This is a genomic window from Rhizobium acidisoli, assembly GCF_002531755.2.
Taxonomy (GTDB): Bacteria; Pseudomonadota; Alphaproteobacteria; order Rhizobiales; family Rhizobiaceae; genus Rhizobium; species Rhizobium acidisoli.
Genome location: NZ_CP034998.1, coordinates 1,742,835 through 1,767,287 on the forward strand (window position 1 = coordinate 1,742,835; position 24,453 = coordinate 1,767,287).

Consider the following 24,453-nt stretch of genomic DNA (forward strand, 5'->3'; position numbering starts at 1 on the left):
CGCGGTTCGGCTGCTTCTACTGCACGCTCGTATCCCACCAGACCGGTAGTTGATAGCCATTGAGCGGTACGCTGTCGGGACCGCCGATGCGTTTGCTGTGAGCCACCCATTGCTGGTCGATATGATAGAGCGGCAGCACGTAATGGCCGGAAAGCAGCAGTCGATCGTAGGAGCGCACCGCCGCGGTGAAATCCTCAGCCGAGCGTGCCCTGAGCAAGTGGTCGATCAGCGTGTCGATATCGGGATCATTGGCGCCGGCAAAGCTGTCCGTACCCTCGCGCGTGCGCGCAGCCGACGACCAGCGGCCGAGCTGTTCGTTTCCGGGCGACAGCGACGATGTATAGGACTTCATGATCATGTCGTAGTCGAAACTGTTTGTCCGGCTCTGGTATTGCGAATCGTCGACGGTGCGGATCGAAGCGGCGATGCCGATTGTCTGCAGCGAACGCTGATAGGCAATGGCGAGTTTCTCCTGATCGGCATTCTGCGTCATGATCTCGAAGGCGAGCTGGCGGCCGGAGGCATCCAGCATCTTGCCGCCCTGGATCGTATAGCCGCCCTGTTTCAACAGTCCGACGGCCTGCTTCAGCACATCGCGGTCGCGGCCGGAGCCGTCGGTGACCGGAAGCTTGTAGGTGCCGTCGAGAATCGCGGGTGCGATTTTGTCCTTGATCGGTCCGAGCAACGCAAGTTCGGCCGCATTGGCGGGAACGCCGAAACTGGACAACTCCGAATTCTGCCAGAAGCTCTGGGTGCGCTTATAGGCGCCGGAATAAAGGTTCTTGTTTGCCCATTCGAAATCGAACACCAACGACAGGCCCTCGCGCACCTTGGTGTCGGCAAAGATCGGCCGGCGCGTGTTGAACACGAAGCCGAGCATGCCGCTCGGCAGTTTCGGTGTGAATACGTCCTTGACGACGGCGCCTGAGGTGACCGCGGGGAAATTATAGGCATTGGCCCAGTGGCCGGGATTGCCGTCGGGATAGACGTCGACATCGCCCTTCTTGAAGGCCTCGAACAGCGTCGTGTCCTGCAGGAAATACTGGACGGTGATCTGATCGTAATTGTCGGTGCCGACCTTGGAGGGAATGTCCTTGCCCCAGTAATTGGGATCGCGCTCATAGGTGATGCTCTCGCCGGGCTTCACCGTCTTCACCTTGTAGGGACCGGACCCCACAGGCGGTGTCAGCGACGAGCGGTCGAAGGTTTCCGGATCGATCGCGTGTTTCGGCAGGACCGGGAAAAGACCGAAGATCAAAGGAGTCTCGCGGTCGGCCTTATCGTTGAAGGTGAAGCGCACGCTGTGCTCGCCGACCTTTTCCATCTTGGCGACGACGTTGAGGCGGTTGGCGAAGGGCACGCGCCCCTTGTCGCGCATCAGCTCGAAGGTGAACATCACATCCTCGGGCGTCACCGGCTGGCCATCGGCCCATTTCGCCTTCGGATTGAGGTTGAACTGGATGAAGCTCCGGGCGTCGTCCCATTCCACCGTCTCGGCAAGAAGGCCGTAGAGCGTGAAGGGCTCGTCCCTGGAGCGCTGCATCAGCGATTCGTAGACGAGATTGCCATATTCCGGATCCCACATGCCGCGCGCCGTCGTGCGCATGCTTTTCAGGATGAACGGGTTGAGGCTGTCGAAGGTGCCGACGACGCCGTAGGTTATCTTGCCGCCCTTCTTCACGTCGGGATTGACGTAAGGGAAGTGTTTGTAATCGGCCGGCAGCGCCGGCTCGCCATGCATCGCGATGCCATGCAGCGGCTCGGCGGCAACAGCGCCGCACAGCAGCGAGAGGACGAGGGGGACGACGATCCGGAGCATTCGGCAATCCTTGCAACCACGAAAACGGGCATGATTCACCGCGGAGATTATCATGGGGTCGAGCGATTCCAACACGAAGCGGCGATTTCTTTGGCATCGCGACGAAATGCTCCTCAAATTGCCAAAGAAAAGCTGGATATCTTGAACGCTGCGATGTAACAGGTGAACCCGAAGTTTCGGGGTCATGCATTTGCCTTATTTTTTTAAGAGGTGGGTGCCGAACGACCCGATGGTTGGGGCGGCAAGTCGCTGCCCCGAACGGATATCAGGAGACGGAATTCGTTATGATGTTCAAGTCTGAAAAGAAAATGCGGGCAGCGCTGTCCGTTCTGGCAGTGATGTTCGGCGCCGCTTCGGCTCCGGTCTCCTCCTTCGCACAGGATGCGGCGGCACAGGCTCCGGCCGAGGGCCAGGCGCAGGCCGCCGGGGCGCCCAAGCTCGGCTGGTACAAGACCTGCAGCAAGCAGGAAGACAACGACATCTGTGTTGTCCAGAACCTGATTCTCGCCAATGGCGGCCAGCTTGTCACGGCCGTCGGCCTGATCTCGGTCTCCGGCAAGATCAACCGCAAGCTCCTGCAGGTGTCGGTTCCCACCGCACGCCTGATCCCCCCGGGCGTCATCATGCAGATCGACGGCGGCAAGGGCCAGAAGCTCGACTACGCCGTCTGCCTGCCGGACAAGTGCACGGCCGAAGTCCCGCTGACCGACGCGATGATCGCCAGCCTCAAGAAGGGCAGCGACGTGATCTTCACCTCGATCAACTTCCGCCGCGCCCCGAACCCGATCAAGATTTCGCTCGAAGGCTTCACCGGCGCTTATGACGGCGAACCGGTGTCCGAATCCAAGCTCGCTGAAAGCCAGCGCAGCCTGCAGGACAGCATGCAGAAGAAGGCCGAAGAAGCCCGCAAGAAGCTGGAAGACGCCCAGAAGGCAGCCAAGGCGCAGTAATCCTGCCGCCGCCCATATTGAATAGAAACCCAGCTTCATGCCGGGTTTTTTGTGCCAAAAGAAAAGGCCTCGCTGGGAGAGGCGAGGCCTTGTTCTTTGATCGGCACTTTTGATTTAGTGGGCGAAGCTCATCTTGGGTTTGAACTGCCCTGACGGGGCCTGATCGAAAATCTGGTAGATCTGCGGGTTGCGAAGCGGCGTGCCGCTTTCATCGTTCATCAGGTTCTGCTCGGAGACATAAGCGACATATTCGCTTTCGTCATTTTCCGCGAGCAGGTGATAGAAGGGCTGGTCTCTGCTCGGGCGCACCTCGGCCGGAATGGAATTCCACCATTCCTCCGTATTCGCGAACTCCGGATCAACGTCGAAGATGACGCCGCGAAACGGGAAAACCTTGTGCCGGACCACTTCGCCGATACTGAACTTTGCTACTCTTTCTTTCATGGTACGACTTCCTTTCATCACCAAATTTGGTGATTGGTGCCGCGCAAATCAAGATTTTTGCGCAAGCGCGTCACATGAACGTCATATCCTCCTGCTGGCGTCCATGACCCTGGGAGGGGAAAGCCCCGGCAGACCGGGACTTTCCGTGTTCAGGCCGATCAGGCCGAATAGTACATGTCGTATTCGACAGGATGCGGCGTCATTTCGAAACGCATCACCTCTGCCATCTTCAGTTCGATGAAGGCATCGATCTGGTCGTCGTCGAACACGCCGCCGGCCGTCAGGAACTTGCGGTCCTTGTCGAGGCTTTCAAGGGCTTCGCGCAACGAGCCGCAGACGGTCGGGATCTTCTTCAATTCCTTCGGCGGCAGGTCGTAGAGATCCTTGTCCATGGCCTTGCCGGGATGGATCTTGTTCTTGATGCCGTCAAGGCCGGCCATCAGCATGGCGGCGAAGGCGAGATAGGGGTTGGCGGTCGGATCCGGGAAACGGACTTCGACGCGCTTTGCCTTCGGATTGGTGCCGAACGGAATGCGGCAGGAGGCCGAGCGGTTGCGGGCCGAGTAAGCCAGCAGCACCGGTGCCTCATAGCCCGGGACGAGGCGCTTGTAGGAGTTCGTCGACGGATTGGTGAAGGCGTTGATCGCCTTGGCATGCTTGATGATGCCGCCGATGTAGTAGAGGCAGCTCTCGGAGAGACCGGCATATTCGTCGCCGGCGAAGGTCGGCTTGCCGCCCTTCCAGATCGACTGATGCACGTGCATGCCCGAGCCGTTGTCGCCGAAGATCGGCTTCGGCATGAAGGTCGCCGTCTTGCCATAGGCATTGGCCACCTGGTGCACGACGTATTTGTAGATCTGCATCTTGTCGGCGTTGCGCACCAGCGTATCGAACTTGATACCGAGTTCGTGCTGGGCGGCGGCGACTTCATGGTGATGCTTTTCGACGACGACGCCCATTTCGGAGAGAACCGTCAGCATTTCCGAACGCATGTCCTGGGCGCTGTCGACCGGCGGAACCGGGAAATAGCCACCCTTGACGCGCGGGCGATGGCCGAGGTTGCCGGTTTCGTAATCGGTGTCGTCATTCGACGGCAGTTCGGTCGAATCGAGCTTGAAGCCGGTATTGTAGGGATCAGCCTTGTACTTGACGTCGTCGAAGACGAAGAATTCGGCTTCCGGGCCGACGAAGATCGTGTCGCCGATGCCCGATGCCTTGAGATAGGCTTCGGCCTTCTTGGCGGTGCCGCGCGGATCGCGGTTATAAGCTTCGCCGGAAACCGGATCGAGAATATCGCAGACGATGACCATGGTCGACTGAGCGAAGAACGGGTCCATATGCACCGTCTCGGTGTCGGGCATCAGCACCATGTCGGACTCGTTGATGGCTTTCCAGCCGCCGATCGAGGAGCCGTCGAACATCACGCCGTCAGCGAACATGTCCTCGTCGACGCAGACAACGTCCATCGTCACATGCTGCAGCTTGCCCTTCGGGTCGGTGAAGCGCAGATCGACGAACTTTACGTCGTTCTCCTTGATCTGCTTCAGAATTTCGCTTGCGGTCGCCATTAAATACCTTCCTCCGATTTACGATGACAATACATAGCTGCGCTGACCGTATCGAACTTTGCGCGCTTGGCAAAGTGGGTCAGATGGCGTCGATGCCGGTCTCGCCGGTACGGATACGGATAACCTCTTCGACGTTGGAGACGAAGATTTTTCCGTCGCCGATACGGCCGGTCTGCGCCGCTTTGCGGATCGCGTCGATGACGGCTTCGGCGTTTTCGTCGGCCAGCACGACTTCGACTTTGACCTTCGGCAGGAAGTCGACGACGTATTCGGCACCGCGGTAAAGTTCCGTGTGACCCTTCTGACGGCCGAAACCCTTGGCCTCAGTGACCGTGATCCCCTGCAGGCCGACTTCCTGAAGAGCTTCCTTCACTTCGTCCAGCTTGAAAGGCTTAATGATCGCTTCGATCTTTTTCATGAGAAAATGTCTCTCCGCTTCTCCCGTTATGGCAGGAATTTTCCCGCTCGCCGGATATGATGCAGATATCGTGCCAGTTTGAAATCCGTCTTCTTAAAAAAATCTTCGGATTTTGCCGAAACCGCCGCATTTGCGGAGATTCTGATGTCGATTTGATGACAAAACAGTCGCGAAACTCCGCCCTTCGATCAAAATCATATCGAAAATCCGAAAAAACCCATGTTTAAGGAGTCGCGCAACCACGTCTGGTTAAGATGAAAATATAGGCAAATGCACAAAATTGGTTCTTTTCTTTATGATTTCAGGCGGTTGTTTTTTAGGCGTTTTTCGATTGAATAGGCCGATGAGCCACCAACTGTCCCACCTTCTTCTCACGCCTGCCGAAATGGCCGCCGTCGACGCGGCCGCTGCCGCATCCGGTATCGATTCTTTTGGCCTGATGGAAAGGGCAGGTGCGGCGGCTGCGGCTGCGGCCCTGTGCCTTCATGCCGGAGCCCTGCGCTTCGTCGTGCTCTGCGGGCCGGGCAACAATGGCGGCGACGCCTATGTCGCCGCACGACATCTGCAGGAGGGCGGGGCTCCAGTGGTGCTCTTCCATCTTGCCGATCCCTCCAGGCTGATGGGCGATGCAGCCCGTGCGAAAGCCGGATGCGCGCTGCGGGGGGAACCGCTCCACCTCTATAGTCCCGAAATCGGCGACGTCGTCATTGACGGCCTGTTCGGCGCGGGGCTCGGCCGCGATGTGCCGGCCGATGTCCGCGCGGTGATCGATCGGGTCGCCGAGGCCGGTCTTCCCGTGCTTGCCATCGATCTGCCCTCCGGCCTGGACGGCCGTACCGGCAGAGTGCTGGGAGCTGCCTTCCGCGCCAGCAACACCATTACCTTCATGACCCGCAAACCCGGCCATCTGCTGATGCCGGGCAGGGAGCTTTGCGGTGAGTTGGAGGTCTTCGATATCGGCATTCCCGCCCGCATCATCAGGGCCGAGGCGAGTGGCGTCATCGCCGAAAACAGGCCGGACGCCTGGAAGGGTGTGCTGCCGGCCGAGCAGCTGGAAACCCACAAATACAAGCGCGGTCATCTGGTCGTCTTCTCAGGCGAGGCTGATAAGACGGGTGCCGCGCGCATGTCGGCGATCTCGGGCCTGAAGGCGGGGGCCGGCCTAGTGACGATCGCGGCCCCTGATGCGGCGATAGCCGCCAATGCTGCGCATCTCACCGCCGTCATGCTGCATGCGATCGATGATGCGGCCGACCTCGAAGACTGGCTCACCGACAAGCGGCTGCAGACCTTCGTTCTCGGCCCCGGTTTCGGCATCGGCGCCAGGGCGCGCGCCTTCGTCTCGTCGCTCGCCGAACGCCGGCTGGTGCTCGATGCCGACGGCATCTCCTCGTTCAAGGACGATCCGCAGCAGCTTTTCGATCTTTTCGGCGGTGAGCCGCGCCTGGTGCTGACGCCGCACGAGGGCGAATTTTCGCGGCTCTTTCCCGATATCGGCAGCGACGATGCGCTGGGGAAGGTGGACAAGGCCTTAGCCGCCGCCCGCCGCGCCAACGCGGCGATCGTTTATAAAGGCGCCGATACCGTCATCGCCGCGCCGGACGGCCGTGCGCTGATCAATACCAACGCACCTGCCTGGCTTGCCACCGCCGGTTCCGGCGACGTGCTCGCCGGCATCATCGGCGGATTGCTCGCGCAAGGTCTGCCGGCTTTCGAGGCCGCAGCCGCCGGCGTCTGGCTGCATGGAGAGGCCGCCCACCGTGCCGGCAAGGGGCTGACGGCGGAAGAACTTGCGGCCCATGTCTTGCCACTTTAACCCGGTCGGTACATAGCCACTCCGAGGCTCGGGGCGCTGGCTTACTTCGCCAGCAGTTTCTGCAGGGCGATCGCCCCATGCGGCGCGTTGACCTTGCCCTCATGGATCATGAAGGCGAAGACGTCGCGCGGCTCGGCCTTGACCTTGCGTTCCCCGTCGATCAGCGGCAGATCGGAGGGAACCTTGCCCTCGGCCCAGGTCTCGATGCGTTCCGCCCAGGCTTTCAGGTCCTTGTCGGGGTAGCAGGTCGGAATATCGTCCGATCCCTTCTGCAGCCTGGCATAGACGAAATCGGCCGTAACGTCGGCGATCATCGGATATTCGAAATGTTCGGCGCAAACAGGCGCCACGCCGTATTTGGCAAGCAGTGCCACGAACTCCGGCACCTTGAAGGAATCATGGCGCACCTCGACCACGTGGCGAAGCGCCAGCCCATCCTGCTTTTCCGGCAGCAGCTTCAGGAAAGCCTCGAAATCGTCCGGATCGAATTTCTTCGTCGGCGCGAACTGCCAGAGCAGCGGCCCGAGATGATCGCCGAGCTCGCTGATCCCGGATGACAGAAAGCGTTCCATTGATTCACCGGCTTCGGCAAGCACCCGCCGATTGGTGACGAAACGCGTCGCCTTCAGCGAAAAGATGAAACCGTCTGGCACATCAGCCGCCCATTTGGCGAAAACCGCCGGCCTCTGCGTGCTGTAATAGGTGCCGTTGACCTCGATGACCTTCAGCTGGCGGCTGGCATAGTTCAGCTCGTCCTTCTGTTTCAGGTCATCGGGAAAGAAATGCCCGCGCCAGGGCTCGAAGGTCCAGCCGCCGATGCCGGTGCGGATAGTGCCGGATTTCGTCATGTCGTCCTCCCCATTCACAGCCGCTCAGGCTGCGTTGATCTGTTTCATCATGTCGACGAGGGTCCATCTTGGCCGATAAGGGTTCGGCCGGCGACCCGTTTCCTGAAACCCGAAGGCGCTGTAAAGCGCGATATTCCGTTCCATCAGGGCATTGGTGTAGAGCCGGATCTCAGGCTGCGCCCATTCGCGCGCCTTGCCCTCCAGCCAATGGAGCATCGCCAGCCCATGCCCGCCACCCTGAAAGGCCGGCGACACCGCGATGCTGAACAGCATGAGGTGATTGGAATGCCGCTCGACGACAACCAGGCCGGCCGTTTCGCCGCCGACCTCGCACAGCCAGACCTCGCCGCGTTCGATCCGTGGCATATAGTCTTCCGTCACCGGGATCGGCGGAGCGCCGAAGAGCTCGGTATAGGGCCGATAGGCGGCTGCCGTCAGCGTCGCGACCCTTTCCAGATCATCGGGCGACGCCAGCCTCATCGTCATTCCGCCGCAACCGCCTTCTTTGCCGGCCGCCGCTCCAGCAATTCCTTGAGGAACTGTCCGGTATAGGAGCGCTTCTCCTTGACGATCGCCTCCGGCGTGCCGAACGCCACGATCTCGCCGCCGCCATCGCCGCCTTCGGGGCCGAAATCGAGCACCCAGTCGGCCGTCTTGATGACTTCGAGATTGTGCTCGATCACCACCACGGAGTTGCCCTGGTTCACCAGTTCGTGCAGCATTTCGAGCAGCTTGGCGACGTCGTGGAAATGCAGGCCGGTCGTCGGTTCGTCGAGAATGTAGAGCGTGCGCCCCGTCGAGCGTTTCGACAGCTCCTTGGCGAGCTTAACGCGCTGCGCCTCGCCGCCGGAAAGTGTGTTCGCCTGCTGGCCGACCTTGATGTAACCGAGGCCGACATCCTTCAGCGCCTGCAGCTTGTCGCGTACGGCTGGTACTGCCGCGAAGAAATCGACGCCTTCCTCCACCGTCATATCGAGCACGTCGGCGATCGACTTCTGTTTGAAGGTCACGTCGAGCGTCTCTCTGTTATAGCGCTTGCCGTGGCAGACGTCGCAGGTGACGTAGACATCGGGCAGGAAGTGCATTTCGATCTTGATGACACCGTCGCCCTGGCAAGCCTCGCAGCGCCCGCCCTTGACGTTGAAGGAGAAGCGGCCCGGCTGGTAGCCGCGCGCTTTTGCTTCCGGCAGACCGGCAAACCAGTCGCGGATCGGCGTGAAGGCGCCGGTATAGGTCGCCGGGTTCGAGCGCGGCGTGCGGCCGATCGGCGACTGGTCGATGTCGATCACCTTGTCGATATGCTCGAAGCCGTCGATGCGGTCGTGGTCGGCGGGGTTTTCGCGTGCGCCCATGACGCGGCGTGCGGCCGATTTATAGAGCGTCTCGATCAGGAAGGTGGATTTGCCGCCGCCGGAAACGCCGGTCACCGCGGTGAACACGCCGAGCGGGATTGCCGCCGTGACGTTCTTCAGATTGTTGCCGCGCGCCCCGACCACCTTGATCTCGCGGCCCTTCTTCTGCTTGCGGCGCTCGTGGGGAACGGGAACACCGAGTTCGCCGGACAGATATTTGCCGGTCAGCGACTGCGGATTGTCCATAATATCCTGCGGCGTGCCGTGGGCGATGACCCGGCCGCCGTGAATGCCGGCGGCCGGGCCGATATCGACTACGTCGTCGGCCGTCATGATCGCATCCTCGTCATGTTCGACGACGATGACGGTGTTGCCGATGTCGCGCAGGTGCTTCAGCGTGTCGAGCAGCCGGGCATTGTCGCGTTGATGCAGGCCGATCGACGGCTCGTCGAGCACGTAGAGCACGCCCGTCAGCCCCGAGCCGATCTGCGAGGCCAGCCGGATACGCTGGCTTTCGCCGCCCGACAGCGTGCCGGAATTTCTCGACAGGCTCAGATATTCCAGGCCGACATCGTTGAGGAAGCGCAGCCGGTCGCGGATTTCCTTGAGGATGCGCACGGCGATTTCGTTCTGCTTGGCGTTGAAGCTGGCCGGCAGCGTCTCGAACCAGTCGCGGGCGACGCGGATCGACATGCCGGTGACCTCACCGATATGCAGCGTGGCGATCTTCACCGCCAGCGCTTCCGGCTTCAGGCGGAAGCCGCTGCAGGACGGGCAGGGGGCTGCCGACATGAAGCGCTCGATGTCCTCGCGCGCCCAGGCGGAATCGGTCTCCTTCCAGCGGCGCTCGAGATTGGTAATGATGCCCTCGAAATTCTTCTGCGTCGTATAGGAGCGGGCGCCGTCGGCATAATGGAATTCGATCTTGTCCTCGGTGCCGTTGAGGATGACGTCCTTGGCCTCGTCGGAGAGATCGTTCCAGCGGGTGCCGAGCTTGAAGCCGTAATGTTTGCCGAGCGCCTCGAGCGTCTGGTTGTAATAGGGGGAGGTCGACTTGGCCCAGGGAGCGATCGCGCCGTCCCGCAGCGTCCGTTCGGGCTCGGGTACGATCAGATCCGGATCGATCTTCTGCTGGGCGCCGAGGCCGTCGCAGGTCGGGCAGGCGCCGAAGGGATTGTTGAACGAGAACAGCCTGGGTTCGATCTCGGGAATGGTGAAGCCGGAAACCGGGCAGGCGAATTTCTCCGAAAACAGCACGCGCTCATGCGTCTCGTTCAGCGACTTGTTGGCCGAGCCGCCGGCCGAGGTCTCTTCCGGCGGCAGCGGCTTGTCGGCAAATTCGGCAACCGCCAGCCCATCGGCGAGCTTCAGGCAGGTCTCCAGGCTGTCGGCCAGGCGGGCCGAGACATCCGAGCGCACGACGATGCGGTCGACCACCACGTCGATGTCGTGCTTGTATTTCTTGTCGAGTACCGGCGCCTCGGCGATCTCGTAGAACTGGCCGTCGACCTTGACGCGCTGGAAGCCCTTCTTCATCAGCTCCGCCAGTTCCTTCTTGTATTCGCCCTTGCGCCCGCGCACGAGCGGCGCGAGAATATAAAGACGGGTGCCTTCGCCGAAATCGAGGATGCGGTCGACCATCTGGCTGACCGTCTGGCTCTCGATCGGCAGGCCGGTCGCCGGCGAATAGGGAACGCCGACGCGGGCAAAGAGCAGGCGCATATAGTCGTAGATCTCGGTCACTGTGCCGACCGTCGAGCGCGGGTTGCGCGAGGTGGTCTTCTGCTCGATCGAGATCGCCGGCGACAGCCCGTCGATCTGGTCGACGTCGGGCTTCTGCATCATCTCGAGGAACTGCCGGGCATAGGCCGACAGGCTCTCGACATAGCGGCGCTGGCCCTCGGCATAGATCGTGTCGAAGGCAAGCGAGGACTTGCCGGAGCCCGAAAGCCCGGTCATGACGATCAGCTTGTTGCGCGGCAGATCGAGGTCGATGCCCTTGAGATTGTGCTCGCGCGCGCCGCGGATGGAGATCGTCTTCAGTTCGCTCATCGTCTCAGCTTTGGTCCTTTGGGATAACAGCCCTTATTTAGTGATGCCGACCGGCGAGTCGAGGCTGAATGTCTGCAACACTGAAGGTTTTCGATTCTGTTGACAGGATCATACGGATAAACTAGAACAAATAAAGAACAAATTTCCTGATGGATGCATGCGGCGTTCTGATGGATAAACATGTGGATTAAATGCCGCCCATGCGCATCGGCGGTCCGTGATGGTTTAAGGTGCGCCGATCGATTGAAACGCCGCCGGGCAGGGCGGCAGGCAGGGTGAGAAGCATGGCTGGTAGCGTAAACAAGGTAATTCTCATTGGAAACGTCGGTGCGGACCCGGAAATCCGCCGCACGCAGGATGGTCGGCCGATCGCCAATCTCCGTATCGCGACCTCGGAGACCTGGCGCGACCGCAATTCCGGCGAGCGCCGTGAAAAGACCGAATGGCACACCGTCGTCGTCTTCAACGAGGGCCTCTGCAAGGTGGTCGAGCAATATGTGAAGAAGGGCGCCAAGCTCTATATCGAAGGTCAGCTGCAGACCCGCAAATGGCAGGACCAGCAGGGCCAGGACCGCTACTCGACGGAAGTGGTGCTGCAGGGCTTCGGTTCGACCCTGACCATGCTTGACGGCCGCGGCGAAGGCGGCGGTGCAAGCTCCGGCGGCGGCCGAGGCAGCAGCAATAATGATTATGGCGATGACTACGGCGCCCCGGCTCCTTCATCATCGCCAAGCCGCGGCGGTGGCGGCGGCAACTTCTCGCGCGATCTCGACGACGACATCCCGTTCTGATCGACCGTTTTTCCCGGATCTGTAAACTATCCGAGAGCATGATGCCTTTGATGGCGTCATGCTCTTTTTCTTTGGTTTTGCACCAATCAGTGCGGCGTCGCGCTGATCAGATTGAGCGCCGCTTTCGCGCCGTCGACGACGAATTGCACTGCAAGGGCGGCGAGGATGACGCCGAGGAGCCGCGTCAGGATCGCCCGGCCGGTGACGCCGAGGAAGCGGTCGAGCCTATCGGCGATCAGCAGCATGAGAAAGGTCAGCAACAGATTGGCGGCGATGACGGCGATGAACTGGACTTTTTCGACGGATGTCGGCAGCGTGCCGGCAAGCAGGATCGTCGCCGAGATCGCGCCCGGGCCGGCGATCAGCGGCAAGGCGAGGGGAAAGACGGCGATATTCTCGATATGATCCTTGGTGACAGCCGCCTCGGTGGCCTTCTCCTTGCGCTCCTGCCGCCGCTCGAACACCATCTCGAAGGCGATCCAGAAGAGCAGCAATCCGCCGGCGATGCGGAAGGCGCCGATCGAGATCCCGAGCACGCCGAGCACGCTCGCGCCGAACAGGGCGAAGACGGCAAGGATGATGAAGGCGATGGTCGAGCCGCGCAGCGCCACCTGCGTGCGCTGGGCGCGGCTCATGCCTGTCGTCAGCCCCAGGAAGATCGGCGCGAGCCCCGGCGGATCGATGGTGACGATGAGCGTCGTGAAGGCGTTGATCAATTGGTCGGCGCTTGCCATCGTCCCTCGAAAACCCCATATAGTCGCGTGGTTTTTATGCGTGGTTTTTGTGATTGTGAAGCGGCGATTACGATTTGGCAAATATCCCGCGGCGGCCCGCGGCGGATTTGTCCGGTGTGGCCGAGCGACTTGCATGTTTTACCCTCTTTAAGCCGCAAAAGCCTGTTCAAAACGCCCCGTGAAATTGGCGCGGGAACAGGCTTTCCGCTATAAATCTTCAAGTGATTCTAGAAGAGATCGTGATCTGTTTTGACTGAGCAAACACCCCCCGGCGGCGGGAAGCTCCCGCCAGGCATCGAGCCCATCTCCATCATGGAGGAAATGCAGCGGTCGTATCTCGATTACGCTATGAGCGTCATCGTCAGCCGCGCGCTGCCCGACGTGCGCGACGGCCTGAAGCCCGTGCACCGGCGCATCCTTTACGGCATGTCCGAGCTCGGCATCGACTGGAACAAGAAATACGTCAAATGCGCCCGCGTCACCGGTGACGTGATGGGTAAATACCATCCGCACGGCAATTCAGCGATCTATGATGCGCTGGCCCGCATGGCCCAGCCCTGGTCGCTGCGTCTGCCGCTGATCGACGGCCAGGGCAATTTCGGCTCGGTCGACGGTGATCCGCCGGCGGCCGAACGTTACACCGAATGCCGCCTCGAAAAGGCTGCCCATTCGCTGCTCGACGATCTCGATAAGGAAACCGTCGATTTCCGCGACAACTACGACGGCACGCTCTCCGAGCCGGTCGTGGTGCCGGCCAAATTCCCGAACCTGCTCGTCAACGGCGCCGGCGGCATCGCCGTCGGCATGGCGACCAATATTCCGCCGCATAACCTGTCAGAAGTCATCGACGGCTGCATCGCGCTGATCAACGATCCGGCGATCGAACTGCCGGACCTGATGCAGATCATTCCCGGCCCCGACTTCCCGACGGGTGCAAAGATCCTCGGCCGTGCCGGCATTCGCTCGGCCTATGAGACCGGCCGCGGTTCGGTCATCATGCGTGGTGTCGCGGCCATCGAGCCGATGCGCGGCGACCGCGAGCAGATCATCATCACCGAAATTCCCTACCAGGTGAACAAGGCGACGATGATCGAGAAGATGGCCGAACTGGTGCGCGACAAGCGCATCGAAGGCATCTCCGACCTGCGCGATGAATCCGACCGCCAGGGTTATCGTGTCGTCGTCGAATTGAAGCGCGACGCCAATGCCGAGGTCATTCTCAACCAGCTTTATCGCTATACGCCGCTGCAAACGTCCTTCGGCTGCAACATGGTGGCGCTGAACGGCGGCAAGCCGGAGCAGCTGACCCTGCTCGACATGCTGCGCGCCTTCGTCTCCTTCCGCGAGGAGGTCGTTAGCCGGAGAACGAAATTCCTGCTGCGCAAGGCGCGTGACCGCGCTCATGTGTTGGTCGGTCTCGCCATTGCCGTCGCCAATATCGATGAAGTCATCCGCGTCATCCGTCAGGCGCCCGATCCGCAGTCGGCCCGCGAAGAGCTGATGACCCGCCGCTGGCCGGCCGAAGATGTCGAAAGCCTGATCCGTCTGATCGACGATCCGCGCCATCGCATCAATGAGGACCTGACCTACAACCTTTCCGAAGAGCAGGCCCGCGCCATCCTCGAACTGCGCCTTGCCCGCCTGACGGCGCTTGGCCGCGACGAAATCGGCGACGAACTCAACAAGATCGGCGAGGAAATCAAGGATTACCTCGATATTCTCTCCTCACGCGTCCGCATTCAGACCATCGTCAAGGATGAGCTCATCGCCGTTCGCGACGAATTCGGCACGCCGCGCCGCACCGAGATCGTCGATGGCGGCCTCGAAATGGACGACGAGGATCTGATCGCCCGCGAGGACATGGTCGTTACCGTCTCGCATCTTGGCTATATCAAGCGCGTGCCGCTGACCACCTACCGCGCCCAGCGCCGCGGCGGCAAGGGTCGCTCCGGCATGACCACTCGCGACGAGGATTTTGTTAGCCGGCTATTCGTTGTTAATACCCATACGCCGGTCCTGTTCTTCTCCTCGCGCGGCATCGTCTACAAGGAAAAGGTCTGGCGCCTGCCGATCGGCACGCCGACGTCGCGCGGCAAGGCGCTGATCAACATGCTGCCGCTCGCTCCAGGCGAGCGCATCACCACAATCCTGCCCTTGCCCGAGGACGAGGAGAGCTGGGACAATCTCGACGTCATGTTCTCGACAACGCGTGGCACGGTTCGCCGCAACAAACTGTCGGACTTCGTCCAGGTCAACCGCAACGGCAAGATCGCCATGAAGCTCGAGGAGGAGGGCGACGAAATCCTCTCCGTCGAGACCTGCACGGAAAGTGACGACGTGCTGCTGACGACGGCGCTCGGCCAGTGCATCCGCTTCTCCGTCGACGACGTCCGCGTCTTTGCCGGCCGCAACTCGATCGGCGTGCGCGGCATCAGCCTTGCCGGCGGCGACCGCATCATCTCGATGACCATCGTGCGCCATGTCAACGCCGAGCCATGGGAACGCGCCGCCTATCTGAAGCGCGCCGCCAACGACCGCCGCCTGACGACGGGTGAGGCCGAGGAGATCGCGCTGGTCGGCGAGGAGGTCACCGAAGAGGGACAGCTCTCCGACGAGCGTTACGAGGAGTTGAAGCAGCTCGAGCAGTTCGTGCTCACTGTTTCCGAGAAAGGCTTCGGCAAACGTTCCTCCTCCTATGACTTCCGCATCTCCGGCCGCGGCGGCAAGGGCATCCGCGCCACCGACACGTCGAAGACAGGCGAGATCGGCGAACTGGTTGCGGCCTTCCCAGTCGATGACGGTGACCAGATCATGCTGGTTTCCGATGGCGGCCAGCTGATCCGCGTGCCGGTCGGCGGCATCCGCATCGCCAGCCGCGCCACCAAGGGCGTCACCATCTTCTCGACGGCTAAGGACGAAAAGGTCGTCTCGGTCGAGCGCATCAGCGAGCCTGAGGAGGATGAGACGGAGGAGGCTGTCGAGGTTGCCGAAGGCGGCGCCCCTGCGACCGACGAAGGTGCTGCCGGTGAGGCGCCGATTGCCGATGGTGATCCGGCCGGGCCGGCCGAGGAATGATCAGATGAACGGGGCGGCTTCGGGCCGCCCTTTTCTTTTCAAGCTAAAGCATGGATCGCGACGCGCTTTAGGGAGTGGTTCAAGACCAGGCCCAAAGAAAAAGCCGAACGCTGGGTGCATCCGGCTTTGAAAGGCCCTGGGCAGCGGAAGGGTGCCGCTCAGGGGAAGGGCTTGGAAAAAGCAAGGTTAGAACGCTCTATGTTTTTCGTTCAGCGCCTTTACCTCTTCACCTTCGCGCCGGAGCGCTGATATCGTCGAGGCGACAGACACTATGAACATGACACTGATGAGGGCGGTGAGCACTGTCAAGATCGTGAACATAGGCATTCCTTTCCTGGGGAGTTGCGTTCTCGCCCCTCAGTACTGGCCCAGTACGGCCGTCCGGGCCGAAGCGTAGGGACCATAAACCTTGGACGTATCAATCTTCTGATCATAGAGAGCGACAGTTGCGGTCAGCATGCCCGTGACCATTACCATCCAGAGCACGTTAATCATCGTAATCTTGCCGGGCATCTTTAGTCCTTCCTGCCGCGATAATCGCATCTATGTGTCGGTTGAATGAACGCATCCGTTTTAAAATGGTTCCGCCGGATGTTGACCGGTGTTTACCAATGCCGATCTGAAGCCTCCTTGAATGTCTCGTTCATCTGGCGTTCAGATTCAAACCTCGTTTTTCGCACGCAACCGGCCTTGGGCGCGCACGATCGCCGCATGCTCGGCAAGCGCCGGCCGTACCCAGTTCACCTCGTAGCGGTCGGCGAAATAGCCATAGGCCATCTCAGCGGCGAGGGAGGAAACGACGGCAAGTGCAACGAGCACGATCAGCATGGACTTGGTCTTTCGGGGAGCGCCGGTTGCCGGAATGGCATCGGCTGCGTTGATGATCCGAGTTAAGCAGATCCTGTCTGAAACCGCCTTGAACGGGCCATTCATCCGCCGTTCAACCGTCCGGGATGATTGGCCAAATCACTTGCGGCCAAATGACTTGCGAGAAGGCAGCATCCGTGACAAAAGGCGTCAAACCAACGGTCGGGCCAGATGACGACAGCTTTTTACCCCGGGTCCTTCGACCCGATCACCAACGGGCATGTGGATGTTCTGGTCCAGGCGCTGAACGTCGCCGAAAAGGTGATCGTCGCGATCGGCATCCATCCCGGCAAGACGCCGCTCTTTTCCTTCGAGGAGAGAGCCGAGCTGATCCGCCTTTCGCTAGCTGAAGTGCTGCCCGGCAAGACCGGCGACATCGACGTCGTCGCCTTTGACAATCTGGTCGTCGATGCCGCCCGCAGCCATGGCGCCACGCTTTTGATCCGCGGTCTTCGCGACGGCACCGATCTTGATTACGAAATGCAGATGGCCGGCATGAACCGGACGATGGCGCCTGATATCCAGACCATCTTTTTGCCGGCGGGCACGGCCTCGCGGCCCATTACCGCCACATTGGTCCGCCAGATCGCCGCCATGGGCGGCGATGTCAGCGCCTTCGTGCCGGCCGCCGTCTTGCAAGCCCTCACATCCAAGCGCCCAGACTGACGAGTACAAGTCTAACAAGTACAAAGTCTGATAAGAACCAAGTCCAGCGCGCAAAGACCAGGCGGAACCCGCCGCAACGGAGCCCACATGAAACTCTTTTATCTCGCATTTGCCGGCGTGTTGTATCTCGCCTCCTTCGCGGGGGATGCCTTCGCCCAGTCAGCCGATCATTATCTCACCATCCAGTTGAAGAACGGCCCCGTCGTCATCCAACTGATGCCTGAGGTTGCGCCGAAGCATGTCGCCCAGATCGAGGCGCTGGCCAAGAAGGGCGAATACGACAACGTCGCCTTCCACCGCGTCATCGACGGCTTCATGGCCCAGACCGGCGACGTCAAATACGGCAATATGGAAAAGGGTTTCGATGCGAGCCTCGCCGGCACCGGCTCCTCCGACATGCCGGATATTCCGGCCGAGTTCTCCAAGACCCCGTTCGTGCGCGGCACGGTCGGCATGGCCCGCTCGCAGGATCCGAATTCCGCCAATTCGCAGTTCTTCATCATGTTCGCCGATGGCTCCTTCCTCAACGGCCAGTACACCGTTGTCGGCAAGGTCGTTTCCGGCATGGAGAATGTCGACAAGATCAAGCGCGGCGAAGGCCAGAACGGCGAAGTCAAAAGTCCCGACCGGATGATCAAGGTCACCCTGGGCAAGAAGTAAGTTACGAGAGAAACAAGAGGAGAAGACAATGGCCGAGATCAAGGATCCCGAAAACACGATCATTCTGGAAACCACCAAGGGCAAGGTTGTCATTCAGCTTTTGCCGCAGGTCGCCCCGGAGCATGTCGCCCGCATCAAGGAACTCGCCCGCGAAAAGGCCTATGACGGCGTCGTCTTCCACCGCGTCATCCAGGATTTCATGGCGCAGACGGGCGATGTCGAATTCGGCAAGAAGGGTTCGGAAACCTTCAATCCCGGCCGTGCCGGCATGGGCGGCTCCTCCAAGCCGGATCTGAAGGCTGAATTCTCCGCCACCACGCATACGCGCGGCACCTGCTCGATGGCCCGTTCGCAGAACCCGAACTCGGCCAATTCGCAGTTCTTCATCTGCTTCACCGACGCGCCCTGGCTGAACAAGCAGTATTCCGTCTGGGGCCAGGTCATCGAAGGCATGGACAACGTCGACAAGATCAAGCGCGGCGAGCCGGTTTCCGATCCGGACTCGATCGTCTCGATGCGGGTTGCCGCCGACGTCTGATTGTGATTTCTGCTGAAACCCGCTCTTGCGCGTCAACCGCGTGGGGGCGGGTTTCGCTTTGCCTGAAAGTGCCGTTATGCGCGTAGACCTTTTCGATTTCGATCTGCCGGATGAACGCATCGCGTTGCGGCCTGCCGAGCCGCGCGACAGCGCGCGCCTGCTCGTCGTCAATCCGCATGCGGAAAGCAGGCCCCATGCGGAAAGCGTACCCCATGCGGAAAGCAGGCCCCATGCGGAAAGCGCGTTCTCCGATCACCGCGTCGGGGATCTGCCATCCTTCCTGCGGGCGGGCGATGCGCTGGTCTTCAACGACACAAAGGTCATTCCCGCTCAGTTGGAAGGCATTCGCCATCGCGACGGCGCCGGCGGCCAGCAGGTGTCAGCAACGCTGCATATGCGCGTCGGCCCCAGCCGCTGGAAGGCCTTTGCCAAGCCCGGCAAGCGCATCAAGGAGGGCGACCGCATCGCCTTCGGTCATTCGGGTGAAAGCTGCTTGCTCGGTTCGCTCGATGCCACCGTCGAGGAAAAGGGCGAAGCGGGCGAAGTGACGCTTGCCTTCGATCTTTCCGGCCCGGCGCTCGACGAGGCGATCGCCGCCGTCGGCCACATTCCGCTGCCGCCCTATATCGCCGCCAAGCGTCCCGAGGACGAGCGCGACCGCGCGGACTATCAGACGATCTATGCCCGCGAGGAGGGCGCCGTCGCCGCGCCCACCGCCGGCCTGCATTTCACGCCCGCGCTGTTCGAAGCACTCGACAGAGCCGGCATAGAACGTCACTTCGTCACGCTGCATGTCGGCGCCGGCACCTTCCTGCCCGTCAAGGCCGACGATACCGCCGATCACAAGATGCATCTGGAAAGCGGCACTGTCAGCGCAGAGACCGCCGCCCGGCTGAACGCCGTCAAGGCAAGGGGCGGGCGCATCGTCTGCGTCGGCACCACCTCGCTGCGGCTGATCGAAAGTGCCGCGGAAGAAAGCGGCGAGATCCGCGGCTGGAGCGGCGCCACCGGCATTTTCATCACGCCCGGCTACCGTTTCAAGGCTGTGGACATGCTGATGACCAATTTCCACCTGCCGCGCTCGACGCTGTTCATGCTGGTCTCGGCCTTTTCAGGCTTCGAAACCATGCACGCGGCCTATAAACACGCCATTTCGACAGGCTACCGCTTCTACTCCTACGGCGACGCGAGCCTTCTTTTCCGGAAAGACAAATGACAGAGAACTTCCAATTCACGTTGAAGAAGACCGATGCCGGCGCGCGCCTCGGCGAAATCTCCATGCCGCGCGGCACGATCCGCACGCCGGCCTTCATGCCTGTGGGGACCGTCGGCACGGTCAAGGCGATGTATCTCGACCAGGTGCGCGAAACCGGCGCCGACATCATCCTCGGCAATACCTATCACCTGATGCTGCGCCCCAGCGCCGAGCGCGTCGCCCGCCTCGGTGGCCTGCACAAGCTGATCCGCTGGGAGCACCCGATCCTGACGGATTCCGGCGGCTTCCAGGTCATGTCGCTCTCCGGTCTGCGCAAGCTCGACGAGCAGGGCGTCACCTTCAAGTCGCATGTCGACGGCAGCCTGCACCATATGTCGCCGGAGCGTTCCATCGAAATCCAGGGCCTTCTCGGCTCCGACATCCAGATGCAGCTCGACGAATGCGTGGCACTGCCGGCTGAGCCGCGGGAGATTGAGCGCGCCATGGAAATGTCGCTGCGTTGGGCCGAGCGCTGCCGGGTCGCCTTCGGCGAGCAGCCTGGCAAGGCGATGTTCGGCATCGTCCAGGGAGGCGATATTCCCGCTTTGCGCGTTCGTTCGGCGCAGGCGCTGAGCGAGCTCGACCTCAAGGGTTATGCCATCGGCGGCCTTGCCGTCGGCGAGCCGCAGGATGTCATGCTGCAGATGCTGGACACGACACTGCCGGTGCTCCCCGGGGAAAAGCCGCGTTACCTCATGGGCGTCGGCACGCCGGATGATATCCTGAAATCGGTTGCCCGCGGCATCGACATGTTCGACTGCGTCATGCCGACCCGTTCCGGCCGCCACGGCCTGGCCTTTACCCGCCGCGGCAAGGTCAATATCCGCAATGCCCGTCATGCCGAGGATATGCGCCCGCTCGACGATCAGTCGAACTGCCCGGCCTCGCGCGATTATTCACGCGCCTATCTGCACCATCTCGTCCGCTCCAACGAAGCACTCGGCGGCATGTTGCTCTCCTGGAACAATCTCGCCTATTACCAGGAACTGATGCAGGGCATCCGCAAGGCGATCGCCGAAGGCCGCTTCGCCGATTTCATGGCGGAGACGATGGAGGAATGGGCAAGAGGCGATCTCGACCCGGTCTAAGGCTAGCTCGCTCCAGCGCGGCTCTCCGCGGGAAGCTCAGATGCTGGTCTTGGCGCAATCATTGTTTTGAGCTTTTTGCGCACCGGCTCGTCGAAGTGAATGGCGACGACGCCGGCCATGATGAAAATCGCTATCACGACGACCATACCGGCTGCAGGGGAGGCAGGAAGGTCAAAGCCCTTTTGCCGCAGCAAATGCAGCAACTCGAAGATGGGCGCGTGCAGGATATAAATCGGATAGGAAACGATCCCCAGCCAACGAAATGCCAGCTCGACAAGGCCGGTCTGCCCAGTGCGCATCGCACCCCAGACAATGGCCGGGAAAATCACCAAGCATATGAAAAGATCAAAATAGGGAAAACCGTAGAATGTGCTTGCGGGTATATTCGTGATCGCAATCAGGCAACCGCAGAGGAAAATGCCGATGGTGTTGCCTCTATTGACTTCATTCAGCGTCCGAAGCTCGTACAACCTGTGAAGGCAGATCCCGAGCGAGAACGAGAACAAAATTCTCGAAAAGCCAAATCCGAAGTAGCCCGCCTGATGGCCAATGTCGAAATTGCCTCCAAGGGCTCCGTACAAGGTGATACCCGCTGTCCCGAGGGCGATGGCGAGCAAGGTTTTGGACGATAGTCGTACGAGAAGAATGGAAAACAGCACTCCAGCCCAGAGTTCGAAGAAGAGCGACCAGCTCGGCCCGTTTAACGGAAAGGCGCCGCCCGTGCCTGCATTTGGAATGAACAGAATCGCCCTCAGCAGAAGGCCGATCAGGGTAAGGTAATCGAAGCCGAATTGAACTGAATAGCTGACAAGGCCAACAGGAAGAGAAAGCAGATAAACAGGATAAAGCCGAATGATCCGCTGCAGCAGAAATCCGGCAGGCGAAATCTGTCCCGTTGCCAGTTGCCTTTCGTATGAATTTGCAAGAACGACGCCGCTCAAGAGAAAGAAGAGATCAACGGCAAGGTAGCTGATATTGACAGGTATCGGACCAAGCGTGCCGCCGGTGTGTAGGAACATGACCATGATGGCCGCGATTCCCCGCAACGCTTCAAGAGCCGTGAAAAATTGCTTTCCGGTATTCAATCTGCCAATCCCCTGCTGGCGGTTTTTTACTCCAGCACCATTTCAAAATAGTTAGTGCAACAGATCCAGGTGCTGGGCAGTGTTTCATCCAGCCAAGAATAGCGCGTCAGATCCCTTTGCTGTCGGCATCCGGCATGATCTGCACGCCGTTGATCCTGTAGCTGCCGTCCGGCTGGCGGGTAATCTGGTAGATCGCCGTCCAGTCCTTGCCATCGCGGCCCGAGATCAGCACTTCGTGATAGATCAGTGCGCCGTTGTCGATCGAGCGGCTGCGGCCGAAGGCGTAGTTGCCTGGATGATAGACCGGCTCGTAACTCTTTTTCACCATGGCGAAGAACAGGTTCTTGTCGGGATACATCGCCCTGATGCCGGGAGCGGCGAAGGAATAGGCGGTTTCGGCGTCGTCCTTGAGGAAGGCCGTGATCTGTTCCTCGATCATCGTCCGCGTCGTGTCGATCGGGTCTTCGGCGCGAGCCGATACGGTGGAGAAGAGGGACGCGGCACACAGAATGACAACTGCGAAGAAGGCGCGCATGGGGGATCTCCAGCTCTATCGGAGAATGATCCCCGATAGAATAGAAGTGTAGGCGATTTTTTACTTAAGAAAAGCGGACTTTACGACCAGCGGCGGAAGAGCGCGCTGGCATTGACGCCGCCGAAGCCGAAACCGTTGGTGATGGCGTAGTCCATGGGCAGCGACCGCGCCGTCTTGCCGACGATATCGATCCCATCGGCGGCGGCATCGGCCTGATCCAGGTTGCGGGTCGGCGGCGCGATCTGGTCGCGCAGCGCCAGGATGGTGAAGATCGCCTCCAGCCCGCCGGCAGCACCCAGCAGATGGCCGGTCGCCGATTTCGTCGCGCTGACGGCAATGCCGCCATTGCGGCCGAAGACCGTGGCGACCGCCGCGATCTCGCCTCTGTCGCCGACCGGTGTGGAGGTCGCATGCGCGTTGAGGTGCTTGACCTCGGATGCCGGGATCTTCGCCTGCCGGAGGGCTGCCTCCATTGCCCGGCGCGCGCCGTCGCCGTCTTCGGGGCCTGAGGTCATATGGTAGGCATCCGCCGCCGTGCCGTAGCCGACGAGTTCGGCGAGCGGCGTCGCCCCGCGGGCAAGCGCATGCTCAAGTGTTTCGATGACCAGAATGCCGGCGCCTTCGCCCATGACGAAACCGTCGCGCGCCGTGTCGAAGGGCCGCGACGCCAGCTCCGGCGTCTCGTTGAAGCCGGTGGAAAGCGCACGCGCAGCGGCAAAGCCGCCGAGGCTCACCTTGTCGATACAGGCCTCGGCGCCGCCGCAGATCGCCACATCCGCTTCGCCGGAGCGGATCAGCCGCGCCGCATCGCCGATCGCCTGGACGCTGGCCGCGCACGCCGTCACCGGCGCGCCGAGCGGCCCCTTGAAGCCGTAACGGATGCTGACCTGACCGGCGGCGAGATTGACGAGGAAAGAGGGCACGGTGAAGGGGGACAGCCGCCGCACGCCGCGCGTTTCGCCGATGCGCACCGCTTCGGCGATCGCCGGAAAGCCGCCGACCCCGGAGGCGATGATCGTTGCGGTGCGCTCGCGTTTCGCTTCGTCGGTCGGCATCCAGCCGGCCTGCTTCACCGCTTCCTCCGTCGCCGCCATGGCGAACTGGATGAAGCGGTCCATTTTCTTCTGGTCCTTGGGCGTGATGTAACGGTCGGGATCGAAACCGGCCTCCACATCCTCGGTCGTGCCGGGAACAATGCCGCCGACCTTGGCCGGCAGCTCGCCGACGACATCGTCCGAAAGCAGCCTCAGCCCCGAGCCGCCGTCAAGAAGGCGCCTCCAGGCGAGCTCGACGCCACTGCCGAGCGGCGAGACAAGTCCCATGCCGGTGACGACGATGCGATCCATGATAGTTTCCTCTCTATGCGTCGATGCCGAGATACCAGGCGCGCATGCGGGCGATCCGCTCGTGCACCGCGTCGTCGGCTGCGGGGCCTGCAAGCAGGCTGGTGTTTTCGGGAGTCACTTGTTCGCCGGTCCGTGCGTCGACCAGCACCGCCTGGCGCTCTTTGCCGGAGGCGGCGTCGCTGAGCAGAAAGGCAAGATCTTCTTCCGGAATGTGCCGGCTTCCCCAGGAAAACAGCGTCATCAGCACCGGAAAGAAATCACGGCCCTTGTCCGTCAGCCGATATTCGTAGCGGGCAGGGCGCTGATGATAGAGCCGCCGCTCGAACAGCCCCTGATCCGTCAGGTGTTTCAGCCGCCGCGTTAGGATGTTCGGCGCCACGCCGAGGCTCTTCTGGAAATCGTCGAAGCGCGAAATCCCCTGAAAGGCGTCGCGCAGGATGAGGATACTCCACCAGTCGCCGACGCTGTCGAGCGCGCGCGCTGCCGGGCATTTGAATTGGCTGAAGCTCGTCCGCTGCATGGTGATGTCACTACAGCAGTGACTAT

23 protein-coding genes are annotated in these 24,453 nt (G+C 61.1%); 9 read left to right on the plus strand and 14 right to left on the minus strand.

Going from position 1 to position 24,453, the window contains the following annotated elements; all coding sequences use genetic code 11:
* Positions 1 to 16 precede the first annotated feature (16 nt).
* Positions 17 to 1,819 carry an extracellular solute-binding protein gene (locus CO657_RS08690; protein ID WP_054185294.1) on the minus strand — a complete coding sequence of 601 codons (1,803 nt, stop codon included), beginning with the start codon at positions 1,817 to 1,819 and terminating at the stop codon, positions 17 to 19.
* A gap of 284 nt (positions 1,820 to 2,103) precedes the next feature.
* On the opposite strand from CO657_RS08690, the gene CO657_RS08695 reads away from it, so the two are divergent.
* Positions 2,104 to 2,769: an invasion associated locus B family protein gene (locus tag CO657_RS08695; RefSeq protein ID WP_054185295.1), complete on the plus strand. Its 666-nt coding sequence runs from the start codon at positions 2,104 to 2,106 to the stop codon at positions 2,767 to 2,769.
* Between the two features lie 114 nt (positions 2,770 to 2,883).
* Here the strand turns inward: CO657_RS08695 and hspQ are convergent, their stop codons facing one another.
* The 3 genes from hspQ to CO657_RS08710 all read right to left on the minus strand — a co-directional run bounded on the left by hspQ (position 2,884) and on the right by CO657_RS08710 (position 5,199).
* Complete coding sequence (gene hspQ / locus CO657_RS08700; RefSeq protein WP_003539613.1) at positions 2,884 to 3,213, minus strand: heat shock protein HspQ; 330 nt, start codon at positions 3,211 to 3,213, stop codon at positions 2,884 to 2,886.
* Positions 3,214 to 3,371: 158 nt separating this feature from the next.
* A complete protein-coding gene (glnA, locus tag CO657_RS08705; RefSeq protein ID WP_003559365.1) occupies positions 3,372 to 4,781 on the minus strand; it encodes a type I glutamate--ammonia ligase in 1,410 nt (469 codons plus the stop codon).
* A 79-nt stretch (positions 4,782 to 4,860) separates the two neighbouring features.
* Positions 4,861 to 5,199 (minus strand): P-II family nitrogen regulator, encoded by a 339-nt coding sequence (locus CO657_RS08710; protein WP_003539626.1) that lies wholly within the window; start codon positions 5,197 to 5,199, stop codon positions 4,861 to 4,863.
* A gap of 343 nt (positions 5,200 to 5,542) precedes the next feature.
* On the opposite strand from CO657_RS08710, the gene CO657_RS08715 reads away from it, so the two are divergent.
* A complete protein-coding gene (locus tag CO657_RS08715) occupies positions 5,543 to 7,015 on the plus strand; it encodes a bifunctional ADP-dependent NAD(P)H-hydrate dehydratase/NAD(P)H-hydrate epimerase (RefSeq protein ID WP_054185296.1) in 1,473 nt (490 codons plus the stop codon).
* 41 nt (positions 7,016 to 7,056) lie between these two features.
* On the opposite strand, the gene CO657_RS08720 is transcribed toward CO657_RS08715, so the two are convergent.
* From CO657_RS08720 to uvrA, 3 genes are read right to left on the minus strand one after another with little or no spacing between them, the layout of a single operon-like run.
* On the minus strand, positions 7,057 to 7,863 hold the full coding sequence (locus CO657_RS08720; protein ID WP_054185297.1) for a DUF72 domain-containing protein: 807 nt from the start codon (positions 7,861 to 7,863) through the stop codon (positions 7,057 to 7,059).
* Positions 7,864 to 7,887: 24 nt separating this feature from the next.
* The gene (locus tag CO657_RS08725) at positions 7,888 to 8,349 is read right to left on the minus strand and encodes a GNAT family N-acetyltransferase (protein ID WP_054185298.1); all 462 of its coding nucleotides are present in this window, start codon (positions 8,347 to 8,349) and stop codon (positions 7,888 to 7,890) included.
* Positions 8,346 to 11,267: an excinuclease ABC subunit UvrA gene (gene uvrA, locus CO657_RS08730; RefSeq protein ID WP_054185299.1), complete on the minus strand. Its 2,922-nt coding sequence runs from the start codon at positions 11,265 to 11,267 to the stop codon at positions 8,346 to 8,348. The genes CO657_RS08725 and uvrA overlap by 4 nt, the downstream gene beginning before the upstream one ends.
* 284 nt (positions 11,268 to 11,551) lie before the next feature.
* On the opposite strand from uvrA, the gene CO657_RS08735 reads away from it, so the two are divergent.
* Positions 11,552 to 12,058, plus strand: coding sequence for a single-stranded DNA-binding protein (locus tag CO657_RS08735; protein ID WP_003586486.1), 507 nt, complete (start codon positions 11,552 to 11,554; stop codon positions 12,056 to 12,058).
* 86 nt (positions 12,059 to 12,144) lie between these two features.
* On the opposite strand, the gene CO657_RS08740 is transcribed toward CO657_RS08735, so the two are convergent.
* Positions 12,145 to 12,792, minus strand: a complete 648-nt coding sequence (locus tag CO657_RS08740; RefSeq protein WP_054185300.1) for a MarC family protein — start codon at positions 12,790 to 12,792, stop codon at positions 12,145 to 12,147.
* Between the two features lie 249 nt (positions 12,793 to 13,041).
* Here CO657_RS08740 and gyrA point away from each other — a divergent pair, with 249 nt between their 5' ends.
* Positions 13,042 to 15,867 carry a DNA gyrase subunit A gene (gene gyrA, locus CO657_RS08745; RefSeq protein WP_012557664.1) on the plus strand — a complete coding sequence of 942 codons (2,826 nt, stop codon included), beginning with the start codon at positions 13,042 to 13,044 and terminating at the stop codon, positions 15,865 to 15,867.
* Between the two features lie 357 nt (positions 15,868 to 16,224).
* Here the strand turns inward: gyrA and CO657_RS36700 are convergent, their stop codons facing one another.
* Together CO657_RS36700 and CO657_RS08750 are read right to left on the minus strand one after the other, a co-directional pair.
* On the minus strand, positions 16,225 to 16,380 hold the full coding sequence (locus CO657_RS36700) for a hypothetical protein (protein ID WP_003586478.1): 156 nt from the start codon (positions 16,378 to 16,380) through the stop codon (positions 16,225 to 16,227).
* Positions 16,381 to 16,527: 147 nt separating this feature from the next.
* On the minus strand, positions 16,528 to 16,800 hold the full coding sequence (locus CO657_RS08750; protein ID WP_054185301.1) for a hypothetical protein: 273 nt from the start codon (positions 16,798 to 16,800) through the stop codon (positions 16,528 to 16,530).
* A 105-nt stretch (positions 16,801 to 16,905) separates the two neighbouring features.
* On the opposite strand from CO657_RS08750, the gene coaD reads away from it, so the two are divergent.
* From coaD to tgt, 5 genes are all read left to right on the plus strand, one after another.
* Positions 16,906 to 17,400 carry a pantetheine-phosphate adenylyltransferase gene (gene coaD / locus CO657_RS08755; protein ID WP_054185302.1) on the plus strand — a complete coding sequence of 165 codons (495 nt, stop codon included), beginning with the start codon at positions 16,906 to 16,908 and terminating at the stop codon, positions 17,398 to 17,400.
* A gap of 87 nt (positions 17,401 to 17,487) precedes the next feature.
* The gene (locus tag CO657_RS08760) at positions 17,488 to 18,060 is read left to right on the plus strand and encodes a peptidylprolyl isomerase (RefSeq protein WP_003586475.1); all 573 of its coding nucleotides are present in this window, start codon (positions 17,488 to 17,490) and stop codon (positions 18,058 to 18,060) included.
* Positions 18,061 to 18,088: 28 nt separating this feature from the next.
* Positions 18,089 to 18,598, plus strand: a complete 510-nt coding sequence (locus CO657_RS08765; RefSeq protein ID WP_003573154.1) for a peptidylprolyl isomerase — start codon at positions 18,089 to 18,091, stop codon at positions 18,596 to 18,598.
* 76 nt (positions 18,599 to 18,674) lie between these two features.
* Positions 18,675 to 19,814, plus strand: a complete 1,140-nt coding sequence (queA, locus tag CO657_RS08770) for a tRNA preQ1(34) S-adenosylmethionine ribosyltransferase-isomerase QueA (protein WP_012557667.1) — start codon at positions 18,675 to 18,677, stop codon at positions 19,812 to 19,814.
* The gene (tgt, locus tag CO657_RS08775; protein ID WP_012557668.1) at positions 19,811 to 20,941 is read left to right on the plus strand and encodes a tRNA guanosine(34) transglycosylase Tgt; all 1,131 of its coding nucleotides are present in this window, start codon (positions 19,811 to 19,813) and stop codon (positions 20,939 to 20,941) included. The genes queA and tgt overlap by 4 nt, the downstream gene beginning before the upstream one ends.
* Before the next feature lie 2 nt (positions 20,942 to 20,943).
* Here tgt and CO657_RS08780 read toward each other — a convergent pair whose 3' ends face one another.
* From CO657_RS08780 to CO657_RS08795, 4 genes are all read right to left on the minus strand, one after another.
* Positions 20,944 to 22,026, minus strand: a complete 1,083-nt coding sequence (locus tag CO657_RS08780) for an acyltransferase family protein (RefSeq protein ID WP_012557669.1) — start codon at positions 22,024 to 22,026, stop codon at positions 20,944 to 20,946.
* 106 nt (positions 22,027 to 22,132) lie between these two features.
* On the minus strand, positions 22,133 to 22,561 hold the full coding sequence (locus CO657_RS08785; RefSeq protein WP_054185303.1) for a DUF4864 domain-containing protein: 429 nt from the start codon (positions 22,559 to 22,561) through the stop codon (positions 22,133 to 22,135).
* Positions 22,562 to 22,641: 80 nt separating this feature from the next.
* A complete protein-coding gene (fabF, locus tag CO657_RS08790) occupies positions 22,642 to 23,907 on the minus strand; it encodes a beta-ketoacyl-ACP synthase II (protein WP_054185304.1) in 1,266 nt (421 codons plus the stop codon).
* A gap of 13 nt (positions 23,908 to 23,920) precedes the next feature.
* The gene (locus tag CO657_RS08795; protein WP_054185305.1) at positions 23,921 to 24,427 is read right to left on the minus strand and encodes a winged helix-turn-helix transcriptional regulator; all 507 of its coding nucleotides are present in this window, start codon (positions 24,425 to 24,427) and stop codon (positions 23,921 to 23,923) included.
* Positions 24,428 to 24,453 lie beyond the last annotated feature (26 nt).